At 29.0% G+C, this 23,272-nt stretch carries 13 protein-coding genes; 6 read left to right on the top strand and 7 right to left on the bottom strand.

Going from position 1 to position 23,272, the window contains the following annotated elements; genetic code table 11:
- Window positions 1-50: 50 nt before the first annotated feature.
- Entirely contained in the window at window positions 51-1,046 is a 996-nt protein-coding gene (gene argF / locus bpuSUM_RS04290) for an ornithine carbamoyltransferase (protein ID WP_247066163.1), read from the bottom strand.
- Window positions 1,047-1,065: 19 nt separating this feature from the next.
- Entirely contained in the window at window positions 1,066-2,295 is a 1,230-nt protein-coding gene (gene arcA / locus bpuSUM_RS04285) for an arginine deiminase (RefSeq protein WP_247066161.1), read from the bottom strand.
- A 155-nt stretch (window positions 2,296-2,450) separates the two neighbouring features.
- Between arcA and bpuSUM_RS04280 the strand changes: the two genes are divergently transcribed.
- A complete protein-coding gene (locus tag bpuSUM_RS04280) occupies window positions 2,451-4,052 on the top strand; it encodes a hypothetical protein (RefSeq protein ID WP_247066159.1) in 1,602 nt (533 codons plus the stop codon).
- Window positions 4,053-4,058: 6 nt separating this feature from the next.
- Window positions 4,059-4,649: a ribonuclease H family protein gene (locus bpuSUM_RS04275; protein ID WP_247066157.1), complete on the top strand. Its 591-nt coding sequence runs from the start codon at window positions 4,059-4,061 to the stop codon at window positions 4,647-4,649.
- A 623-nt stretch (window positions 4,650-5,272) separates the two neighbouring features.
- Here bpuSUM_RS04275 and bpuSUM_RS04270 read toward each other — a convergent pair.
- From bpuSUM_RS04270 to uvrB, 3 genes are read right to left on the bottom strand one after another with little or no spacing between them, the layout of a single operon-like run.
- On the bottom strand, window positions 5,273-8,716 hold the full coding sequence (locus bpuSUM_RS04270) for an LPS-assembly protein LptD (protein WP_247066155.1): 3,444 nt from the start codon (window positions 8,714-8,716) through the stop codon (window positions 5,273-5,275).
- A complete protein-coding gene (uvrA, locus tag bpuSUM_RS04265) occupies window positions 8,671-11,511 on the bottom strand; it encodes an excinuclease ABC subunit UvrA (protein WP_247066152.1) in 2,841 nt (946 codons plus the stop codon). The genes bpuSUM_RS04270 and uvrA overlap by 46 nt, the downstream gene beginning before the upstream one ends.
- 34 nt (window positions 11,512-11,545) lie before the next feature.
- On the bottom strand, window positions 11,546-13,507 hold the full coding sequence (gene uvrB / locus bpuSUM_RS04260; RefSeq protein ID WP_247066150.1) for an excinuclease ABC subunit UvrB: 1,962 nt from the start codon (window positions 13,505-13,507) through the stop codon (window positions 11,546-11,548).
- Window positions 13,508-13,625: 118 nt separating this feature from the next.
- On the opposite strand from uvrB, the gene bpuSUM_RS04255 reads away from it, so the two are divergent.
- The 4 genes from bpuSUM_RS04255 to bpuSUM_RS04240 all read left to right on the top strand — a co-directional run bounded on the left by bpuSUM_RS04255 (window position 13,626) and on the right by bpuSUM_RS04240 (window position 21,547).
- A complete protein-coding gene (locus bpuSUM_RS04255) occupies window positions 13,626-15,335 on the top strand; it encodes a phospho-sugar mutase (protein WP_247066148.1) in 1,710 nt (569 codons plus the stop codon).
- Window positions 15,336-15,429: 94 nt separating this feature from the next.
- Window positions 15,430-17,586 carry an AAA family ATPase gene (locus bpuSUM_RS04250; RefSeq protein ID WP_247066146.1) on the top strand — a complete coding sequence of 719 codons (2,157 nt, stop codon included), beginning with the start codon at window positions 15,430-15,432 and terminating at the stop codon, window positions 17,584-17,586.
- Window positions 17,571-20,705 (top strand): isoleucine--tRNA ligase, encoded by a 3,135-nt coding sequence (ileS, locus tag bpuSUM_RS04245; protein ID WP_247066144.1) that lies wholly within the window; start codon window positions 17,571-17,573, stop codon window positions 20,703-20,705. The genes bpuSUM_RS04250 and ileS overlap by 16 nt, the downstream gene beginning before the upstream one ends.
- Complete coding sequence (locus bpuSUM_RS04240; RefSeq protein WP_247066142.1) at window positions 20,693-21,547, top strand: hypothetical protein; 855 nt, start codon at window positions 20,693-20,695, stop codon at window positions 21,545-21,547. The genes ileS and bpuSUM_RS04240 overlap by 13 nt, the downstream gene beginning before the upstream one ends.
- Window positions 21,548-21,700: 153 nt before the next feature.
- On the opposite strand, the gene bpuSUM_RS04235 is transcribed toward bpuSUM_RS04240, so the two are convergent.
- Window positions 21,701-22,327, bottom strand: coding sequence for a copper homeostasis protein CutC (locus bpuSUM_RS04235; RefSeq protein WP_247066140.1), 627 nt, complete (start codon window positions 22,325-22,327; stop codon window positions 21,701-21,703).
- Window positions 22,328-23,266 (bottom strand): ROK family protein, encoded by a 939-nt coding sequence (locus tag bpuSUM_RS04230; protein ID WP_247066138.1) that lies wholly within the window; start codon window positions 23,264-23,266, stop codon window positions 22,328-22,330.
- Between the last annotated feature and the right edge of the window lie 6 nt (window positions 23,267-23,272).

The following is a 23,272-nucleotide window of genomic DNA, read 5'->3' as shown; positions in this document are numbered from 1 at the left end:
CTTATCTCTCCTAATAAATTTACATTTTCCTAATTTAAATTTATAACTAATTATCCCAAAGTTCCAACCATTACAGCCTTAATAGTATGCAATCTATTCTCAGCCTCATCAAACACAACAGATTGACCACTTTCAAAAACATCATGTGTAACCTCAATACCTTCAAGCCCATATTTATCAAATATTTCATTACCAATCACCGTATTTAAATCATGAAAAGCCGGTAAACAATGCATAAATATCGCATCTTCCTTTGCCAATTTCATAAGCTCACTATTAACTTGATATGGTCTTAACAATTTAATTCTTTCATTCCAATTAGTCTCACCCATAGACACCCAAACATCAGTATAAACAATATCAGCATCCTTCACTGCTTCCTCAAGAGAACTAGAAATAGTAATATTACCTCCACTCTCAGCAGCTATCAATCTTGTCTTGCTTACCAATTCTGGATCTGGAAAAAGTTCTCTTGGCGCAAATATTCTAAAATCCATTCCCATAATAGCACACCCTTCCATTAAAGAATTAGCAACATTATTTCTACCATCGCCACAAAAGACCATCTTCAAATTTTTCAAACATCCCTTATGTTCTTCGATAGTCATAAAATCAGCAAGTACTTGTGTTGGATGGGCAACATCTGTTAATCCATTATAAACCGGAACACTAGCATACTTAGCTAAATCCTCAACTGCTTTTTGAGAAAACCCTCTAAATTCAATAGCATCATACATTCTTCCTAATACTCTTGCGGTATCAGCTATTGACTCCTTTTTACCTATCTGACTACCGGTTGGCCCCAAATAAGTAACATGGGCTCCTTGATCATAAGCAGCAACCTCAAATGCACATCTTGTTCTTGTTGAGTCCTTCTCAAAAATTATAGCTATATTTTTTCCTTTAAGTTTTTGTTCTTCAAATCTTGCATACTTAGATTTCTTCAAACTATGAGACAAATCAAGTAAATATCTCAAATCTTTTTGAGTAAAATCTAAAAGTCTTAAAAAACTTCTCCTTCGTAAATCGTCTCGTAAATCATACATAAATATCTCCTCCTTTAAACTAAATATCTTCCCTTATTAAAGGCATAGACATACATCTAGGGCCTCCTCTTCCTCGTGAAAGCTCACTAGAAGGCATTTTATAAACTTTAATCCCAAATTCCTCAAGCAATTTATTAGTTACATGATTCCTAGAATAAACTATTACTTCTCCAGGTGCTATTGCTAAAGTGTTAGCACCATCATTCCACTGTTCCCTTGCTCCATGAATTAAATCCCCTCCAGCACACTTTATCATATTAACTTTACTTCCAAGATAGAAGCCTAAAATATCCTCCAATCTCGCCTTTTCACTCTTAACTTTAATACTGCCAGAACCCAAATCATAAGTCAAAGCATAAATGGTAAATTTCATATCCTCACTAGTAAAACTTGTAAAAGTAGTATGATCTATTTGAGTAAAAACCGTATCTAGATGCATATAAGCCCTACTTTGCGGGATTTGAAAAGCTAAAATAGTACTAAAAGATGTTTTTTGTTGAAAAAGTTTGCGGGCTACTTTTTCAACAGATTCAGATTCGGTTCTCTCAGAAATACCAATAGCCAAAACATCACGACTTAGAACTAACTCATCTCCACCTTCTAACGTAGTATCTTCATCTCTAGTATACCATATAGGAACATTGTCTCTATAAATAGGATGATATTTAAAAATATACTCTGCAAATATTGTTTCCCTACGTCTAGCCCTAGTTTGCATCCTATTTATTGTTACACCATGACCAATACTCGCAAAAGGATCTCTCGTAAAGAGTATATTAGGCATAGGATCAATAATTAAAGGATATTCACTGTTTACTAAAGAGTTTAGAGAATCAGATTTATAATTTTTAAGATCATCCCTTGTAACCCCAGCTATCATTTTTGAAATCATGTCATTAACAGACATATTATAAAAATAATTCTTCAAAGCTTGCGTCTTATTCTCAGTTCTGATCCCTGCTTCAAGAATAAATTGTGATATAAATTGCTCTTTGACACTATCACACTGAGAAATAGTTTCACTAATTAAATCCTCAATATAGACAACTTCAACTCCATTATTTCTTAAAATATCCGCAAAGGCATCGTGTTCTTGCCTTGCCACTTCAAGATAAGGAATATCATCAAACAATAACCTTTGCATTATTGAAGGAGTCAGATTTTCTAATTCTTCTCCTGGCCTATGTAGCAACACTTTCTTTAAACGACCTATTTCTGAGAATACATTTATTGGTTTTAAATACTGCATAACAAAAACCTCTATTTTTATAAAAAAGTTTAAAAATTTTTAATTTATTATACTTAATTAATATATTAAAACTTAAATGATAAAAAATCAACATAATTAAAACCTATAAAAAACAAACAAGTTTAATACCTAAATAAATATGATAAAATATTGATATGCAAAATCTTACATATATTATATATATATTCACTTTAATAAATCTCTACCTAATATGTTCGTGTTCTTTATTTAGCAAAAATGATCAAAAAAATTATGGTTCAAATACTATCCTGTTAACCCATAACTATCCACCTAATCATGCCCTCGTAACTAATATGACATATACTACATATCACATACCATCACATCTAATAAGTACATTATTAGAGCATACAAAATCTCCCAATTTATTAAAAACATTAGCAATAGATTTAAAAATAAGTCCCCAAAAAATAGAAGAAATACAAAACTATCTACTGGCCTATCAAAGACATCTAAATAATTCACAAGAATGGAAAAAATTTATTGAACAAAGCAATATAAATGGATATTTAATCATTAAAGTTGATACAAGCTTTAGAGAAAAATCTGACGAAATTAAACTAAACTCACTTAATAAAAAGTTTACAGAGCTAACAGAAGCACAAATGTATTTAGACAAGGAAATTTTAGCATCATTAGAACAAATATTTCACGAAAAAAATATGGGATATATACCCATTGAAAACACTAACTCTTTTTTCCCTCAAGACAGCATAACCAATTATGCTGTCAATAAAGATATAATAAATGGAATAGAATACATATCTCCTCACATAATAGCAAATCAACTATTAAAAATTAATGACAAACAATACTTCAAGAGATTCATGCTTCATTTACAAATTGAAAATAACAAAATAACAGAAATACTGCAAAAACAAACAATTGCTGATGAATACAACAATTCATATTATTCAACAAACTCACAACAAAAATTAAACTCAACAAATAATTATAACTTAATCCCTAATATCATAGATCCAGAAACAGGAATAGAAATAACACCGCAAAAACTAAGATCCATTTTATCAAATGGAGACATACTGCTAATAAAACCAAAAATAGATTGGACTGATTTTTTCTACTTTTGGCAACACACAGGAATATTTGACGCTGATAAGTATGACAATACAAAAAAAATTGTATTTAAAGGAGAAGACAGCTTCGATATAAAATCAGTAATCACAAGCAATCAAATCAAATTTGACACAGCATCTGTTCAAGGTTCAGGCTATGAAAAACTCACAACTTATATACAATCAAGGATACTAAAAATATTCTCACCCATAACAGATAAAAGAACTATCCAAAAAGCAATAAATTTTGCTAAAAACAGATATGTTGACAATAATTTTGGATATATGGTGCCCCTGTTATCTTCTAATATGTGGACTGACTCAATTAATCTTGAAGAGATCCACCATAAAACTTATTGCTCATTAGTAGTTGACAGAACATACAGAATAGCTGGTCTTGATGTCTCAAGAAATTATGAAGTATCTGGTATAGTAACTCCTGGGGAGATAAACGCAGCTGCTTACGATTTTTATATGTCATACACAATATCAGGAATATTTCCTAGTATGTTACCAAAAAGAGTTATCAAACCAACTCTTAGAGAAAAATTTATTGGATACAATAGAGAAATAAAAGATTTAATAGAAATAAAAAGTTCAAAAGAAAAAAGGTTTGGCAGATCTTGCAATATAATTAATTCTTGGTGCTTAGGGAGTTAATTCAACATGAAAAAATACTACGCATGCATATTAAACGACAAAAATGAAAAAATGATCTTTACATCTTGGGAAGAATGCAAAAACAAAATTATAGGACAAAAAAATAAAATAAAGAGCTTCAAAACAAAAGAAGAAGCAAAAAATTGGCTCTCAAGAGATGGAAAGAGCGATATCTACCCAGCAGGAATATACTTTGACTCTGGAACTGGAAGAGGCAAAGGAGTAGAAATTAGAGTTGTTAATGAAAAAAGAGTATCCATACTAAACAAAGTAATAGATCAAAGTCTAATTAATGATTATAATAATTACTACGTTAAAGATTTTGATGGAATTAGCAACAATTATGGCGAACTTTTAGGACTCTATATTGCACTCAAAATAGCATTACAAGAAAACACAAAGAACATATTTGGAGATAGCAAGCTAGTAATTGATTATTGGTCTAAAGGATTTTACAATAAAAACTTAAACAAAAATACCATCAAATTAATTCAAAATGTGACCAAATTAAGACATACTTTTGAAGAAAAAGGAGGAACAATACTATTAATATCAGGGGACAATAATATTGCGGATCTTGGCTTCCATAAAAAGTGAAATAATATTTATACAAAGCAAAACACATGCAAACACAAAATATTTTTAAAATATGCATAATCATACCGATCATAATCTCCTGTACTACAATAAGGTTAAAACAAGAATATAAACAAGTTTTAAGATAATAAAATCCAATGCCCAATATATCAGTGTAGAGACACTATTGAGGTATCAGACGAATATTTATATTGAGTGTACAAATACAAGTGAAGAAATCGTAAAAATAAACTGGCAACATACAAATTTAAACTCCAAAAACATTGTTACAACAAAAAATGATACTAAACTAATAAATAAACTCAAAATTTATAAAAATAAATACAAAGAACTATTAATTGGACCAAGAACTTCTCAATCATTTAAAATTTATTTATTAGGGAAACCTGAGCAAAACACTAAGATCTCAATCAATAACTCAAAAATACAAATCAATAACTCAAAAATACAAAAGCATATATTTAACAAAATCAAATATCCAGCTACTTTAAAATTGAGTATAACAAAAACTAACATTAATCCAAACCAAATCATTGATATTGTAATATCAAAAATCCCAAAAATGTAAAAAAGTTCAAACCTATAAAAATCATTATTTTAAATAGATAATCAGCTAATACTATTTATTTCTTAGATTTACGGTTAATTAAAAGTTCATACTTAGTACTTGCATTACTTTCCAACGATGATTTAACAGGTTCAAAGAAATTCCAAGAAATATAAATTGAAAAATTATTTCTCCAAATAGAAGAATACCTATCGCTATTATCCTTTAAAATATCTGGACTTAAACTATACTCTCCGACAAATTGCCAATCATAAAAATTAAATTTAAAGCTCGTACTAATTTTCTTGATTTTAAATAATGATTTCTTTCTATCCTGAATATTAAAGAAATTAAATGACTGAAACAGATCCGCAAACAAATTAACCGTTTCAAACTCAGCCTGTTCCATATATCCTCCAAAATATCTAAAAGTTTTAGTATTAATAGAACGAGTTGAAAGATTCAACTCAAAAAACTTGGTATACCTAAACTTAAAAGTAAACTCAAACCAAAATTCATTATCAACAAATTTTTGCAAATTCATTTTCCATCCAACATCTGTTCCCAGTCCAATTTTAAGTTTTTCATCAAAAAACTTAAAATCATATAAATCTTTTTTATACTGAAAACTTAAAGAATAGGGAATAAGATTAGTTGTAGACCCTACCTTTGCAAAATCGCCAATCAATTTATCATACTTATACTCAAAATCATTTTTCATAGCAAATTCAAATAGAAAATCATAAACATTAAACTTAAACGAAAGTTCAGATAACCCATTAATCAAAGGATCATAAGCAACAAGAAAGATAAGCTTTAAATAATCTAAATATCTTGGCTCTATCTTATAATATAAAGCAGGATGCATTTCTAAATTTTTATAAGGAGAAATGGGTTTTAAAGGTTTTAAATTAACAGAAGTATTTTTAAAAACAGACTTTTTCTCGTCTTTCTTAAATTTTTTATCATATTTAATTCCAATACCTACTTCTTGTAACAAATAAGGAAATTCCATAGCAAACTTGAGCTCAGAAGAAGCATATATACTTTCAAAAGTATTTTTCAGCACACCTGAAAGACTAGTAGTAAAAAATCTATAGTCATAAATCAAGCCAAAATTCAATTCTTGATGCAAAGTCTCAGGACTTTTTAAAAAAATGGTATTGTTCTTGCCATCCAACATCTTAGAATCTTTATCATATTTTTTATCAAATGAATAAAGAGTAATTTTGTTCTCAAACTTAATACTACTACGAGAAAAAGCAGGATACAGCATAAAAGGCAATAAATTTAAATTAACTTTATTAATAAGTGAATGTTCGCCCTTCTTATCTTTATCGACTAAATTATAATCTTTGTCTAAAGGATTATACTCAGTAGTACTAAGATACAAAACATCTTCAAAAGTAACAAGCCGATTATAAAAATCAGCATGAAATTTCAAATCTATTTTATTTTTAATCTCAAACAAATAGGTCTTCACATCATATTTAAACTCCTGGGGAGATTTAAATTTAGAATCATCAAAAAATATATTATTTTTAAAATAAGGATTCATTCCCAATCTTATATAAAAAGAATCTTGTTTACTCAGATTATCAGAAACAATTGGTTTGGGGGATAAATAAACATCTTTGGTTAAATCTTTTTTTTCCACAAGTTTCTTTGCATTACTTTTATCTTTGTCATCCTCAACATCATCTCCAACATTTTTGACCTTGGGTACCATAATTATTTCTTTACCCTTAGAATTAGAAAAAGAAGTCCAACCGTTATTATAAAGCTCTTTCTGAAAATTTAAATCGATATAAGGCAGATAAACTCTCTCTAAATAAAACCATTTCCTAGTTGGATCGTTAAAACTCTTAGGATTTTTACCAAAAATATTCTCATAACTTGCCAATTTAAAAGTAAATCCAAGATTATTTAATCTATAATCAATAAGGGTATTATCATAAAAAGTTCGATTATAAAAAGAAGATAAATTCCAATCGAATCCACTTATCATCTTTTCTGTCTCTGATGAATCTTTTAGAGGACTTAAAATGGAAAAAAATGTTGCGCTCTCTAATCTATCTTTAAAGTCAATCATCACATAAGGATCTGAATAATGCTCAAAAATCAATGAAAAAAGCGCATCACTGACTAAAAATTCAGACTTAGATTTAAGCAAATACCTAAAGGGAACCTCAAATCCAAATATGTCACCCTTATTTATATTATCAAAACTAAAAAGGGAGTAATTGATACTATTACCCGAAAAAGGACGATAGTCACCTGAGAAATTATGATCATATAGAGTTCTTGTCAAGCCTATACCAAAACTACCTTCAAAAGTTTTAAAAAGATCTAAAGTATCACCTAAATCAAAATCAATACCTGAATAAAACCCCAAATTAGAATAAATATCAAAAATCAATTTAACATGGTCTTGATTAACTTTAGAGACAATATCTTCTGCAAAGAAATAAGTTAAATAACCATTTCTAATATAAGATTTTTTATCTGAATTGTATACTGAATGAAAATCAAAATCTAAAAAAGAAACTTCATCAATATTAGCAGATTTTTTCCCCAGTAAATATACAGTATTAAAAAGAGTAAGACCTTTTCTTGAAGAATATCCTAAAGACGGATTAAAAAACAAACTATCACCTGGTTTAAAAAAAAATGGAATATAGAATATAGGTACTCTTCCTATATAAAACACAGCCTTTAAAACACCAAGATCCCCAGATGGCAAAATCCATATCTTAGAGGCCCGAATAGAATAATAAGGTTCTGGAACCTTACTAGTTGTAATAAAAGCCTCTTCTAATATGTTTGAATCATTATCCAATTTCCTTAAAACTTTGCCCCCAAATGAAACAATATGATCAATTAAATTTTTATTCATTTTCTTTTGAACAATTCCATTTTTGAGAAGAAAATTCTGAGAATCAAAATCAATAAATAATTCACCACCATAAAAATACAACTTCTCATCAGTACTTAAATCAAATTTATATTCAACATTTCCACTAGAAAAAAGCTTCTTGGAATTTTTATTAAAAATAATTTTATCACCCTTAATGTTATGCTTTTTATTATCTTTAATGTCTTCAATAATAAGATTTACTTTTCCTTTAAATATGATAGTTTCATCCCCAGTAATCTCATAAGTAAAATTTTCAAGATTATCTGTACTTTCAATGATTATTTTATATCTGCCTACATCTTTACTATCTTTTGAAAAAAGTTCAGGAGATATACCAAATTTTTCCAAAAGTAATGACTTTATCTTAGAAACATCCTTCTCCTCAATACCTTCTCTTAATGCCCATTTTTTCAAATCTTCATCACTAGAAAGTTCAAGTTCTTTCAAATTAGCTTTTTGCATTAAAGTTAGATTTTTCTTATCTTTTAAACTTTTCTTATCATTAACATCTTGAGCAAACAAGATAAAACAATTAAAAATACTTACCAAAAATAATATTACAAAAGATCTTTTAAAAACATTCCCGTATAGGAACTCTTGCATTTTGAAACCTCTTCAGGAGTTCCAGATACAACAATATTTCCTCCAGATACTCCACCCTCAGGACCTAAGTCTATTATATAATCTGCCTGTTTAATCACATCTAAATTATGTTCTATAAGGACTACAGTGTTTCCATTTTGAACAAGCAATTGCAATACCTCTAACAATTTCCTTATATCATCAAAATGCAAACCTGTTGTTGGTTCATCAATAATATAAAAAGTCTTTCCTGTACTCTTTTTGCCAAGCTCAAAAGCCAATTTAATCCGTTGAGCTTCTCCTCCTGAAAGGGTTGTTGATGCTTGACCTAATTTAATATATTCAAGCCCCACTTCTTTTAAAATCTCTAAATAATGATTAACCTTTGGAATATTTTCAAAAAAATTTTTAGCCTCAAGAACACTCATTTCTAAAACATCATAAATATTTTTTCCCTTATACCTAATCTCCAAAGTTTCCTCATTAAATTTTTTTCCCTTGCACAAATCACAAGGAACAAAAACATCAGGCAAAAAATGCATCTGAATATTTAAATATCCATCACCTTGACATTTTTCACAACGCCCACCCTTAACATTAAAAGAAAATCTACCAGCCTTAAACCCTCTTGCTCTAGACTCTGGAAGCTTTGCAAAAAGTTCCCTAATCTCTGTAAAAAACCCAACATAAGTTGCAGGATTTGATCTTGGTGTTTTACCTATTGGTTTTTGATTTACCTGAATAACTTTATCAATTTGCTCATACCCAATGACATCTTCAAAACCATCAAAACAACTTGTATTTGATTTTAACCTACTATCAAGAGCAGGATATAATATCTCATTAAGAAGGGTACTCTTTCCACTACCAGAAACCCCCGTTATTACAGTAAAAACTCCCAAAGGAATACGCACATTAATATTTTTTAAATTATTTTTACTAGCACTCAAAAGTACAATTTCAGCTTTTCCTACTTTACGTCTTATTTTTGGAACTTCTATTTTAAGTTGACCGCTTAAATACTTACCAGTCATACTATGGTCATTATTTAAAATATCAGATAAAGTTCCCTTAGCAACTATTTCTCCACCATAAATCCCAGCCCCAGGTCCAACATCAATAATATAATCAGCGGTACGCAAAGTCTGCTCATCATGCTCTACAACAATTACCGTATTACCAAGTTCTTTCAAATTAACAAGAGTACTTATTAATTTTTCATTATCCCTTTGATGCAATCCAATACTAGGCTCATCAAGTACATAAAGAACTCCAGCAAGAGCCGATCCTATTTGAGTAGCAAGTCTAATTCGTTGAGCTTCACCCCCTGAAAGAGTCCCAGACATCCTATCTAAATATAAATAAGAAAGTCCAACATCAATCAAAAATTTAAGCCTGCTTTTAATTTCTTTTAAAATCTCTCTAGAAATTTTAAGATTAAGCTCATCTAGCTCAATCTTATCAAAAAAAGAATAAGAATCTATAACAGAAAGATTACTAAGTTCTTGAATATCTTTGCCGCACAACTTAACAGACAACGCCCCAAGACTTAATCGCTTACCCTTGCAAGAATTGCAAGTTTTGCGAGACATCAAACCCTCATAAAATGATCTAGCACTCTCAGACTCAGTTGCAAGATAACGCCTCTTTAAAAGAGGAATAAGGCCCTCAAATTCCTTAGAATAATAAAAACCACCTTTGATTTCTTTACTCTCCATTTCTTTAGATTTATAGATAAAATCTATCTTTTCATTGGCACCATACAAAATCTTTTTAAGAATATCTTCAGAAATATCTTTTATAGGGGTATCTAAACTAAAACCATAATGCTTAGCAAGTCCCTTAAAAATTGATAAAGCCCAAGACGAACTGGGTTTAAAGGTAATAAATGCATCATCATTAAAAGAAAGCTTCATATTAGGACAAATCTTTTCAAAATCAAAATCAAGTGTAATTCCAAGACCCGAACATTCACTACAAGCCCCAAATGGACTATTAAACGAAAAAAGCCTTGGTTCTATGACAGGAAGAGAAAAACCACACAAAGGACAACTATTATGTTCTGTAAAGATTTTATCTATTTTTTCTAAATCATTTTCAATCTCAACACGTAAATACCCATTAGAAACCGATAAAGCAGTTTCAATAGATTCTGAAAGTCTAATTCTTACATTACTACTCAATTTTATCCTGTCTACTATAATTTCAACATTATGTTTCTTATTTTTATCTAAGTTCAAATTAACAGCATCTTCTATCAAATAATCTTGAGAATTTACTCTTACCCTACTAAACCCTTGATTTAATATCTTTTCAAGCTCTTTTTTATGAGCACCCTTTGCACCCATAACAACAGGCGCAAATAATATAACCTTAGACCCTTCAGCATAACTTAAAATAGTATTAATCATATTATCTAAAGATTGTTCCTCTATTAAACTTCCATCATTTGGACAATATGGCTTACCAATTTTAGCAAATAGCAATCTATAATAATCATAAATTTCAGTAATTGTACCAACAGTTGATCTTGGATTACTGCTTATTGTCCTCTGCTCAATTGAAATAGCAGGAGAGAGTCCACCTATATATTCAACATTGGGTTTTTTCATTACTCCCAAAAACTGCCTTGCATAAGATGACACAGACTCCATATATCTTCTCTGACCTTCTGCAAAAATTGTATCAAAAGCCAAAGAGGACTTACCAGAACCACTCTTCCCAGATATAACTACCAAACTATTCCTTGGAATATCAACATTAACATTTTTTAAATTATGCTCTCTTGCACCTTTGACAGTAATTTTTTCTCTCAAGATATAAACTCCTCGATTTCAAAATTTTCACCTCTTACTTAACAAGATCCCTTATTTTATCTCGCAAAAAGATAGCATCCTCAAATCTTTCATCACAAACTGCCTCTTCAAGTTTAAACTTAAGCTTAATGATAAGATCCTTTTTAGATAATTTGTCATCAGAAATAATTTTTTCAATGTCATAATCAACGGTTTCATTTTTTAATTCTTTTTCTAAAATATTTTGTACTTTTTTAATAATAGTTCTTGGAATAATATTATTTTTTTTATTGTATTCAATTTGAATATTTCGTCTTCTATTAGTTTCGTCAATAGCCTCTCTCATTGCACTACTTACGTGATCGTAGTACATTATAACACAACCATTTGAGTTTCTAGCAGCTCTACCAATCATTTGGATCAGAGAAGTAGTAGATCTTAAAAATCCTACTTTATCAGCATCCAGTATGATAACAAGAGAAACTTCGGGAATATCTAAACCTTCCCTTAATAAATTAATGCCCACAATAACATCAATTTCTGATTTTCTAAGAGATGTAATAATATCTACTCTCTCAATAGCATTAAACTCTGCATGCAAATATCTAGCCTTTATATCAAGACTCAATAAATAATCTGTTAAATCCTCAGCCATTTTTTTTGTTAAAGTTGTAATTAAAACCTTTTCATTTAAAGCCACTCTTTTTTGAATTTCATTATAAAGATCTTCCATCTGTCCATCTGAAACTCTAAGAATAATCTCTGGATCAATCAGACCCGTTGGACGGATTATTTGTTCAGCAATAACACTACTCTTTTCACACTCTTCAAGGCCAGGGGTTGCTGAAATAAAAACAACCTGATTAATCAAAGATTCAAATTCATGATATTTAAGAGGTCTATTTGCAAGTGCTGATGGAAGTCTAAATCCAAAATTTACAAGATTTAATTTTCTTGAATAATCTCCATTATACATTCCTCTAAACTGAGGTAAAGTAACATGAGATTCATCAATAAATAACAAATAATCTTTGGGAAAAAAATCAAAAAGACAATAGGGTCTATCCATCTCGCTATCACTAAAATATTTAGAATAATTTTCTATGCCCTGACAAGACCCAGTCTCTCTTAACATTTCAATATCATATTCTACTCTCTGCTTAAGTCTTTCAGCCTCAACAAACTTACCATTTTCTTTCAAAGAATGATATTGTATTTCTAAATCAACTTGTATTTTAGGAAGAGCATCCAATATGTTTTCATAAGGAATAACAAAATAAGACTTAGCAAAAAGAGTAAATTCATCAGTAGATCCCAAAATCTTTTTTGTAAGTGGACTAATCCTGTTTATCCTAACAATCTCATCAAAATCTAAATAAATTTTATATGCAAAATCACCATGCTCATTACTAGGCCATACTTCAATGACATCACCTTTAATAGAAAATTTATCATGTTCAAGATTCATAAGCGTTCTTTCATACTGAAGTTTAACAAAAATATCTGCTATCTCTTTAATAGAAATCTTTTGCCCTACAAAAAAAGCATGGGCAGCATTCTTAAAAAATTCTGGAGAACCTAATGCATAAATCGAAGAAACTGTAGCAACAACAATAACATCTCGCCTTCTAGAAAGAGATGTTACTGTCCTTATCCTCTTTATTTCAATATCTTCATTAATAGTCGCTTCCTTTTCTATATATAAATCTTTGGATGGAACATAAGATTCAGGCTGATAATAATCATAATAAGAAACAAAATACTCAACTGCATTATCTGGAAAAAAGTCCTTAAATTCCCTATAAAGCTGTGCAGCTAAAGTTTTATTATGACTAATTATCAAAGCAGGTCTCTCTAAATTCCTAATAATATTAGCAATTGTAAAAGTTTTACCGCTACCTGTAACACCCTTTAAAGTCTGATATTTATTATCAAGTAAAATAGATTCCTCAATTTCTCTAATTGCTTTTGATTGATCACCAGCAGGAAAATAATCAGACCTTAAACAAAATTGCATAAAGACCTCAAAGAAAAAAAATTGTAACTCAAAATATAATAACTAATTCTACACTTAATACTTTATTATTCTATAATTTAATCATAGATTCTCAAATAATAAAATAAAGGAAAACAGTATGAAAAATAATAAACTTAAAAAAAAAGTAGAAAAATACATTCAACTTGAAAAAAACAAATACTTTAAAAATGAAGCAATAAGATTACTTAATGAAAATAATGAGGGGGAACTGTACAATAGATTTTATAAAGAGCTAGAATTTGGCACCGCTGGAATGAGAGGCATCATTGGAGCTGGAACACACTATATCAACACCTATAATATTACAAAAGCAAGTCAAGGAATTGCCAATTATATCCTTGAAATCACACTAAGTCCTAAAGTTGTAATAAGTTATGATTCAAGATACTTCTCAAAAATTTTTGCATATGACGCTGCCAAGATCTTTGCATCAAATGGCCTTAAAGTTTATATATACAAAAATTTAAGATCAACACCCCAGTTATCATATACAGTTAGAAAATTAGATTGTGATCTTGGAATAATGATAACAGCAAGTCATAATACAAAAGAATACAATGGATATAAAGTATATTGGAAAGAGGGTGCTCAAATAATACCTCCTCATGACACACTAATAACATCAGAAATCAAAAAAGTATCTAATGTTAAAAATACACTCACAAAAAAAGAAGGTATAAATAAGCAAGCAATAATTGAACTTAATGATGAGATTGATATAACATACATAGAAAAAATAAATGAAGAATTTCCTGATTTCAATAAAAAAAGCAAAAACACAAATTTAAAAATAGCATATACTCCTTTGCACGGAACAGGAGGAACAATAATAAAAGAATTATTTAAAGGCAGTAAAGTAGAACTTTTAATTGAACCAAGTCAAATAATCCCTGACCCAGAATTTCCGACAGTCAATTATCCTAATCCTGAAGAACATACTACCATGTCTAAAGTAATAGAACTTGCAAAAAGAGAAAACTGTGATATTGCATTTGCAACCGACCCAGATGCTGATAGGATGGGTATAGCTTTTAATGAGGATAAAAAATGGAAAACTCTAAACGGCAATCAAATTGCATGCATTTTAATGAATTACTTATTATCTAGAGAAAAGAATCCTAAAAATGTATTTGTGATAGCTTCTTTCACTACAACACCAATGCTAAATAAGATAGCAAAAAAATATAACTCAACATTATATAGAACATATACAGGATTTAAATGGATAGGACACTTAATAGATGAGATAAAAACAAAAGAACCAAACAAAAAATTTATTTTTGGATGTGAAGAAAGTTATGGATACTTAATTGGCAGCGGAACTAGAGATAAAGACGCATTTTCAGCCATAAAAGGATTTTGTGACTTAATGTTAACATTAAAAAAGAATCAAACAACAATAGGAAAATATCTTCAAGAAATGTACAAAGAGCTTGGATATTATGAAGACTTTATAATTAATAAAAGTTTTCAAGGAAGTAATGGGGACTTTTTAAGAGAAGAATTAATGTCAAAATTTAGGAACAAAATTAAAAAAAACTTTGCAGGAATTAACATAATCAAAAAATTAGACTATAAAAAATTAACAGAAACCGATATGAATGGCAATGTATATAAAATAACAAAATACAAGTATACTACAAATGCAATAAAATTTTTATTAGAAAACGAAATAGAAATAACCATCAGACCATCTGGAACAGAGCCAAAAATTAAATTTTATGTATCCATATATTCAAGATACGAACAAAAAAACAATATTTTTGATATAATAAACAGTATAAAAATGGAGATAGAAAAGTATTAATATAGCAGAGAACCTAATCAACCTAGTCGAAGTAGCCGCTAGAGAAGTTGCTAGAAAAAATAAAAATAGAGAAGTTTCAATTTGGCATTTACTAATGTCTATATTAGTTTATCCAAAAAAATCTGAGATAAAAAAAATAGATACCAAAACTTTAAAAAATATCAAACAAGATACATTATGTGAAATAGAAAAGTTAGAAAAAGTTTTAATTGGTACTAATGAAATTATAATTCCAAAGATAAACAGAGAAATTTTCATTCTCATTGAACAAACAAAAAAAGAATTTAAGTCTAAAACTTCAATAGGCATAAAAGAGATTTTTTATCAAATCTTAAAAACGAAAAAACTTCTCAAGAAATACAAACTTAATAAATTAAGCTTCAACTTTAATGAAGAAAATATGATAGCAAGTATAGACAAAATAAGGTTAATTGAAACATATAAAGAATTCGAAGATGAAATAAGACTTACAAATGACTATTTTGAAATTGCTAAATACGTTAAAAACTTGACAAAACTTGCAAAAGAAAAAAAACTCAATCCTTTAATCGGTCGTGAAAAAGAAATTCAATCACTAATAAACATACTTGAGAGACGAAATAAAAATAGCACAATTTTAATAGGAGAACCTGGTGTTGGCAAAACAGCAATTGTTGAAGGCCTTGCCATCAAAATTGCAAATAAAGAAATAAAAAATCAACTACAAAACAAAGTAATACTACAAATTGACACTTCCGACTTAGTTTCAGGAACAAAATATAGAGGCGAATTCGAAGAAAGATTAAATAACATAATTAAATCCATTAAAAACAATAAAGACATAATAATATTTATTGATGAAATACACACTCTAATAGGAGCTGGAAACTCTGAAGGCTCTATTGACGCAGCAAATATCTTAAAACCCGTTTTATCTCGCTCTGCAATACAAATCATAGGTGCAACAACTTATGACGAATACAGAAAACATATTTCTAAAGATAAAGCATTTACTAGAAGATTTCAAACAATATCTATCAAAGAACCTGATGAAAAAGAAACTCTCAATATAATCAATAACATAATAAAAAACTTTGAAGATTATCACGGTGTCACTTATGAAAAAGAAGCCATAGAAAATGTTATCAAAATATCATCACAATATCTAATTAACAAAAGATTTCCCGATAAAGCAATTGATCTAATTGATATTGCCGGGGCTCAAAAAAAGCAAAAAAAAACAAATAAAAAAATAATCAATGTAGAAGATATTAAAAGCGCAACAGATGAACTATTAAATATTAAGATAAAATCTAACCTCAAAGAAGAAATCGATACGCTTAAAACAAAAGCAATACACATAAAAGAAAAAATAATTGGACAAGAATGTGCCATAAATGAAATAATTATAGAAATGGTCAAAACAAAACTAGAAATCAATAATAATACACAACCTTTAACATCAATATTGCTCATAGGTTCAAGCGGAAGCGGAAAAACAATGATAGCAAAAACAATATCAAGCATCATTATTGAAGATCAAAACTCAACACTAAAGCTAGACATGTCAGACTATAGAGAAGAAACTTCCATATCAAAATTAATAGGAACGAATCCAGGATATACAGGCTATGTTGACGGTGGCATTTTAACAAACAGATTAAAACATAATCCTAGAGCCTTCATTATACTTGAAAATATCGAACATGCTCATAATTCTGTGCTTACTCTCATAGAACAAATACTTGAGCACGGAGAGCTAATTAGTAGTAAAGAAGACAAAATATCCTTTAAAAATGCCATTATTGTTTTAAGTACATCTATTGGCACCAAAACACTACTTGGAAAGGGACGTATTGGATTTAATAAAACAGACAATAATATAAATATCAAAAACGAAATCAACAATGAGCTTAAAACAAGATTCAAATCATCACTACTAGACAAAATACAAAAAAAAATAATTCTTAATATTTTAAAAGAAGAAGACCTCAGCCTAATTTATAACAATTATTGCAAAGAACTCACTAAAAAATTTAGACTAAAAAATATTCAAATAGAGATTGATGACAATCTTAAAAATCATATAATCAACAAATATTACGATAAAAATTCTGGAGCAAGAAGCATTTTAAATGCAATAAAAGAACATATAGAAGAAAAAATTATCAATCAAATATTCAAAAATCCCAATACTAATCTAATAAAAATATATTTAGACCAAAATAATATAAAAATTAAACAAAAGGAAATCTTATGTTCAAGCAAGTAGAAAGCAAAGTAAATTTCCCTAAGATAGAAGAGAAAATATTAAAATTTTGGAATGATAATAAAATTTTCGAAAAATCAATACAACAAAGAGAAGGTTGTGAAGAATTTACATTTTATGATGGACCGCCATTTGCAACAGGACTTCCACATTTTGGACACTTCGTTCCAAATACAATTAAAGATATCATTCCAAGATATAAAACAATGAAAGGCAAACTGGTTAAGAGATATTTTGGATGGGATACTCATGGTTTACCCGTAGAATATGAAGTAGAAAAATCCTTAAAAATCTCTGGAAGATACGAAATAGAAAAATATGGAATTGATAAATTTAACGAAGAATGTAGGAAGATAGTTCTTAGATACACAAAAGAATGGCAAAAAACAATTTCAAGATTAGGCAGATGGATCGATTTTGAAAACAATTACAAAACAATGGATACAACATTCATGGAATCTGTATGGTGGGTATTCCAAACACTCTATAATAAAGGTTTAATTTATGAAAGCTACTATGTACTACCATATTCTCCAAAACTTGCAACTCCTCTCTCAAATTTTGAGGTTAATCTAGGTGAATATAAAGAAATTCATGACCCATCACTAACTATAAAATTTAAAATCAAAGATAAAAATGAATACTTACTCGCATGGACAACAACTCCTTGGACACTACCTACAAATCTTGGAATTGCTGTCGGCAAAGATATAGATTACTCTAAAATATTTGATAAGGAAAAAAATGAAACATTCATAATCGGCACAAAAAGGTTAAATCACTATTATAAAGATGAAAAAGCATATACAGTAATAGAACAATTTAAAGGTGAGTATATTAAAGGAATAGAATATGAACCCATATTTAACTATTTCCTAAACCAACGGGATAAAGGGGCTTTCAAGATTCATACAGCAGAATATGTCACAACTGATGATGGCACAGGAATAGTACATATCGCACCCTTTGGAGAAGAAGATTATAACATACTTAAAAATAATACAAAAACCGACATGATAACACCTATAGATGCCGAATGCAAATTTACAAACGAAATAAAAGATTTTGAAGGACTATTTGTTAAAAATGCAGATAATAAAATAATAGAAAAATTAAAATCAATGAATCTTTTATTCAAACGAGAAAACTTTTTACACAGATATCCATTTTGCTACAGAACAAATTCACCTTTAATTTACAGACCCATAAGCTCATGGTTTGTAAATATTGAAGCAATAAAAGAAAAACTAATAAAATCAAATGAGCAAATAAACTGGATGCCTTCACACTTAAAAAAAGGACGATTTGGCAAATGGCTAGAAAATGCACGAGATTGGGCAATAAGCAGAAACAGATTTTGGGGAAACCCAATACCAGTTTGGATATGTTCCAAGACAGGAAATAAAATATGTATAGGATCCAAAGAAGAACTTGAAAGATTTTCAGGACAAAAAGTGAATGACTTACATAAAGATAAAGTTGATAAAATTACTTGGCCCAGTGAATATGGTGGTGTATATGTTCGAACAAGTGAAGTTTTAGACTGCTGGTTTGAATCTGGTTCTATGCCCTACGCAAGTAAACATTATCCATTTAAAGATAAAGATACCTTCCATAATATTTTCCCTGCTGATTTCATTGCAGAAGGTCTAGACCAAACAAGAGGATGGTTTTATACATTAACAATCTTAGGAACTGCACTCTTTGAAAACACAGCGTTTAAAAATGTAATAGTTAATGGACTAGTATTATCTAGTGATGGAAAAAAAATGTCAAAATCACTTAGAAATTACACAGATCCAATGGAAGTAATAAACACATTTGGAGCTGATGCTTTAAGACTTTACCTAGTAATGAGTCCCGTGATAAGAGCTGATGATTTAAAGTACAGCGATGACGGAGTTAAGGATGTTTTAAAAAATATCATAATACCTATCTGGAATGCTTACTCATTTTTCATAACTTATGCAATAATTGACAAATTTGAACCTAATAATAACATAAATCTACACAAAACTAATATCCTTGATAAATGGATAATTAGCGAAATCGAAAGTCTAAAAAAAATATTAAATGAAGAAATAGATAAATATAATTTAACAAAATCAATAGAAGAACTTCTCGCATTTATCGACAAACTAAATAATTGGTATATCAGAAGATCAAGAAGAAGGTTCTGGAAATCCGAGAATGATAATGATAAAATCGATGCCTATGAAACGCTTTATTATGTAATAAAAAATTTAATGTTAATGCTTGCACCATTTATCCCGTTCCTAACAGAAGAAATTTATCAAAATCTAAAGACCAAAGATGAAAAAGAATCAATCCATCTAAACAAATACCCACAAGCAATTGAAAAACTTATTAATATAAATCTTGAAGAAAAAATGAACTTTATAAGAAAAGTTGTTTCAATCGCAAGAGCACTAAGAGCATCACATAACATCAAAATACGAAAACCTATAAGCACAATATATGTTGTGACCAAGGATCAAAAAGAACAACAAATACTAAATGAAATGAAAGAAATAATACTTGAAGAAATTAACGCAAAAGAAATACAAATCAAATCCAATGAAGAAGAACTTGTAATTTACAAAGCAAAAGCAAATTTTAGAGAACTTGGAAGTAAACTTGGAGTAAATATGAAAGCAGGATCATTAAAAATAATGAAATTAACAAACGAAGATATATTAAAAATAATAAATGGTAACAAACATATAATGAAAATCAACGAAAATACATATGATATTACGATAAAAGATATAATCTTAGAAAGACATGAAAGAGAAAATTTAAAAATAATAAATGAAAATTCTGTCACAATAGGATTAGATGCACTAATAACAGAAGAATTATATTTAGAAGGACTCTCAAGAGAACTTGTAAGAAAAGTACAAAATTTAAGAAAAGAAAATAATTTCAATGTTAGTGACAGAATAATACTATACATAGATAACAGTGATATATTGAAGAAAATAACAAATCAATTTGAAAGCTATATTAAAACGGAAACCTTAACACTCAAAATAGAAATTAATAAAGAAAAGGCATTAACAAAAGTAGAACTTGACGATGAAATATTCATAAAGATAGGTATCAAAATATGGTCAAACTAATTATCAAAATTTTCATGGCTATTCTTTTTATAGGATGTGAAACTTTAAATTATTGTCCACCTAAAAACAACATATCTTCAATTATGTTGTTAGACCCATCATCAGACATATACGCTTACATAAATCTATCTAAAAACAGATTCATCTACAACGAACTCAAATTCAAATATAAAATTGGACTTAACACTGTTGGTAACTTATACTTAAGTTACACAAAAGATCCAAGAACTTTCTCAGCACTAATAACAGGAAATTTCCCCAAAAATATCTTTTGGGGAACACAAAATAACTCAAATTTTGAATCCTATGGAAACATATTTATAAAACCAAAATGGAAGATAAAAAATTCAAATATATACATCACTCCCACCAAAAATAAAAAAGGAATTCTAATAAATCAAAAAGAAATAACTCATAAAAGTGAAAACATACTAACAACAAAATATATTGACATACTTGATCAAAATGAAATATTCTTTTGGATAAAAGATATAGCCAAACTAATGCCAAATAACATAAAGAAAATAAATCGTATTCCCTTCCATAAGGGAATATTCATTGCAAACAGTAAAAATGAACAGGATTATAATTTACAAGCTTACTTACATACTGATAATCCAACAATACTATCTATTTTATCAAAGAAACTAATACCAATCCTATTAGCAAGCACGACAAAAATAATAATCTCAAGTCCTATAAAAACTAGAATAAAAGATCAAAATACCGTAGAACTTAAATTTAATGTTAACAAGATAAGCATCAAAGAATTTATAACAAGTTTAATACTAAATAAAGAAAAAGAATCCCAAGTATCTAAATCAAATAGACCATACTATTAATAAAATAAATTTATAAGACCATCTTTTATATAAACTCAATTCACATAACCTACAAAAGCTACTGTCTATCAATTACATATAATCTCATACTTATATAGGCAAAATCTAAAATATTCACTTAATTTAACCTTAAACCAATACAAAACGATAAGCTTAAGATGAATTTAAATTACCAACAATCAACCTCCCATGATAAGCTTTCGCACCTAGAATAGTATCAATAGCATCAACATTATCCTTACTAACCTTGCCTGCAACAACAATCTCTAATTTTTCTCCAGTCATCAATATTAAATCCTGAAGTATCATAAGTGAATCTTCCGCTTTAAATCCCCCTCCTGAAGTCAATATTCTATGAACACCAATATCTAAAAGATTAGCCACAGAAGATCTAATATCACAAGTCTCATCAACTGCTTTATGAAAAATAACTTTTAGAGGGTAAGATAAACTTAGCAAATCTTTAGTTCTACCTATGTCAATTTCATGATTATCCTTTAAAATCCCAAAAGCTACACCTTCCACTCCAAGACTCTTGCAAAGCTCAATATCTTCCTTCATAGCTTGAAATTCTAAATTAGAATACACAAAGCTCCCACATCTTGGTCTAATCATTACAACAATAGGAATGTCTAACCTTTCCTTTAAAACTTTTATGGTACCATAAGAAGGCGTAGTTCCTCTACAAGTCGTATTTTCACAAAGCTCAATCCTATCAGCACCAAGCTTAACAGCATTTAAAGCCTCTAATATATTAAAAACACATGCTTCTCTTATCATTTAAACACTTAAATTACGTAATAATTTATTTTCAACAAAATAATGATATAATGCTCCAATTTTACCAGAATCATTATTAAATTTTGTTGTTTCAACTCTAACAAGTTTCTTGATATCATTATTATAAATATGAGCCAATTCTAAAGACCATAAATTTTCTAATTTATCATATATTCTACTTATTAAATCCGATCGTGAACTTATTCCGCCTCCAACTAAGATTTTTTCAGGATTTAAAATAAAAGTTAAATTAAAAATTCCAAATGATAAAGTTTCAAAAAAATGCTCGATTTCATTCCTAGCATGTATATTTCCACTATCGGCAAGCTCAAAAACAAATTCTCCAGAAACTTTTTCAAATTTCATTTCCAAGCGCTCAGCAACCCTCTTCCTTAAGGCCGCAACAGAAGCTATAGATTCCCATCTACAATTAAAAGGAATATTATTTACAAGCCCTCTGGTTATCATAAATCCAATCTCACCAGACATAAAAGAATATCCCCTCAAAAGTTTTCCATTCATAAATATTCCAGCACCAATGCCTGTTCCAAGAGTCAACGCAACAAAATCATCAGAATGCATAGCATTACCTTTAAATTTTTCTGCTAAAGCCACACAATTAGCATCATTTTCAATCTCAACATTTACCCCTGTTAAGGCTTCAAGACTTTCTTTTAAAGGATAATTAGTAAATCCTTTAATAGCATTCACTCTAATTACAATGCCCTTAGGATCAACAAACCCAGGCATACAAATTGCAACACCTTTAATATTTTCTTCTTTTTTATAAGAATTAATTACATCGACTAAAATACCAACCTGCTCATCAGGAGTAGTACCTGATTTAACTTCATGTTTATCAAGAAAATTACCGCCACTATCTACAAGAGAATATTTAGTATTAGTACCTCCAACATCAATTGAAACATAACATTCCATACAAAT

Origin of the sequence: Borrelia puertoricensis, assembly GCF_023035875.1 — a bacterium.
GTDB lineage: Bacteria > Spirochaetota > Spirochaetia > Borreliales > Borreliaceae > Borrelia > Borrelia puertoricensis.
The sequence above is the reverse complement of the archived record's forward strand: the minus strand, read 5'-3'. Positions and strand labels throughout refer to the sequence as shown.

Bases quoted from the DNA above. Each gene is read 5' to 3' on its own strand.
- ileS (WP_247066144.1), top strand. From the start codon at position 17,571: ATGTTCAAGCAAGTAGAAAGCAAAGTAAATTTCCCTAAGATAGAAGAG.
- bpuSUM_RS04250 (WP_247066146.1), top strand. From the start codon at position 15,430: ATGTCTATATTAGTTTATCCAAAAAAATCTGAGATAAAAAAAATAGAT.
- bpuSUM_RS04270 (WP_247066155.1), bottom strand. From the start codon at position 8,716: ATGCAAGAGTTCCTATACGGGAATGTTTTTAAAAGATCTTTTGTAATA.
- uvrB (WP_247066150.1), bottom strand. From the start codon at position 13,507: ATGCAATTTTGTTTAAGGTCTGATTATTTTCCTGCTGGTGATCAATCA.
- argF (WP_247066163.1), bottom strand. From the start codon at position 1,046: ATGTATGATTTACGAGACGATTTACGAAGGAGAAGTTTTTTAAGACTT.
- bpuSUM_RS04240 (WP_247066142.1), top strand. From the start codon at position 20,693: ATGGTCAAACTAATTATCAAAATTTTCATGGCTATTCTTTTTATAGGA.
- bpuSUM_RS04275 (WP_247066157.1), top strand. From the start codon at position 4,059: ATGAAAAAATACTACGCATGCATATTAAACGACAAAAATGAAAAAATG.
- bpuSUM_RS04255 (WP_247066148.1), top strand. From the start codon at position 13,626: ATGAAAAATAATAAACTTAAAAAAAAAGTAGAAAAATACATTCAACTT.
- bpuSUM_RS04280 (WP_247066159.1), top strand. From the start codon at position 2,451: ATGCAAAATCTTACATATATTATATATATATTCACTTTAATAAATCTC.
- bpuSUM_RS04235 (WP_247066140.1), bottom strand. From the start codon at position 22,327: ATGATAAGAGAAGCATGTGTTTTTAATATATTAGAGGCTTTAAATGCT.
- bpuSUM_RS04230 (WP_247066138.1), bottom strand. From the start codon at position 23,266: ATGGAATGTTATGTTTCAATTGATGTTGGAGGTACTAATACTAAATAT.
- arcA (WP_247066161.1), bottom strand. From the start codon at position 2,295: ATGCAGTATTTAAAACCAATAAATGTATTCTCAGAAATAGGTCGTTTA.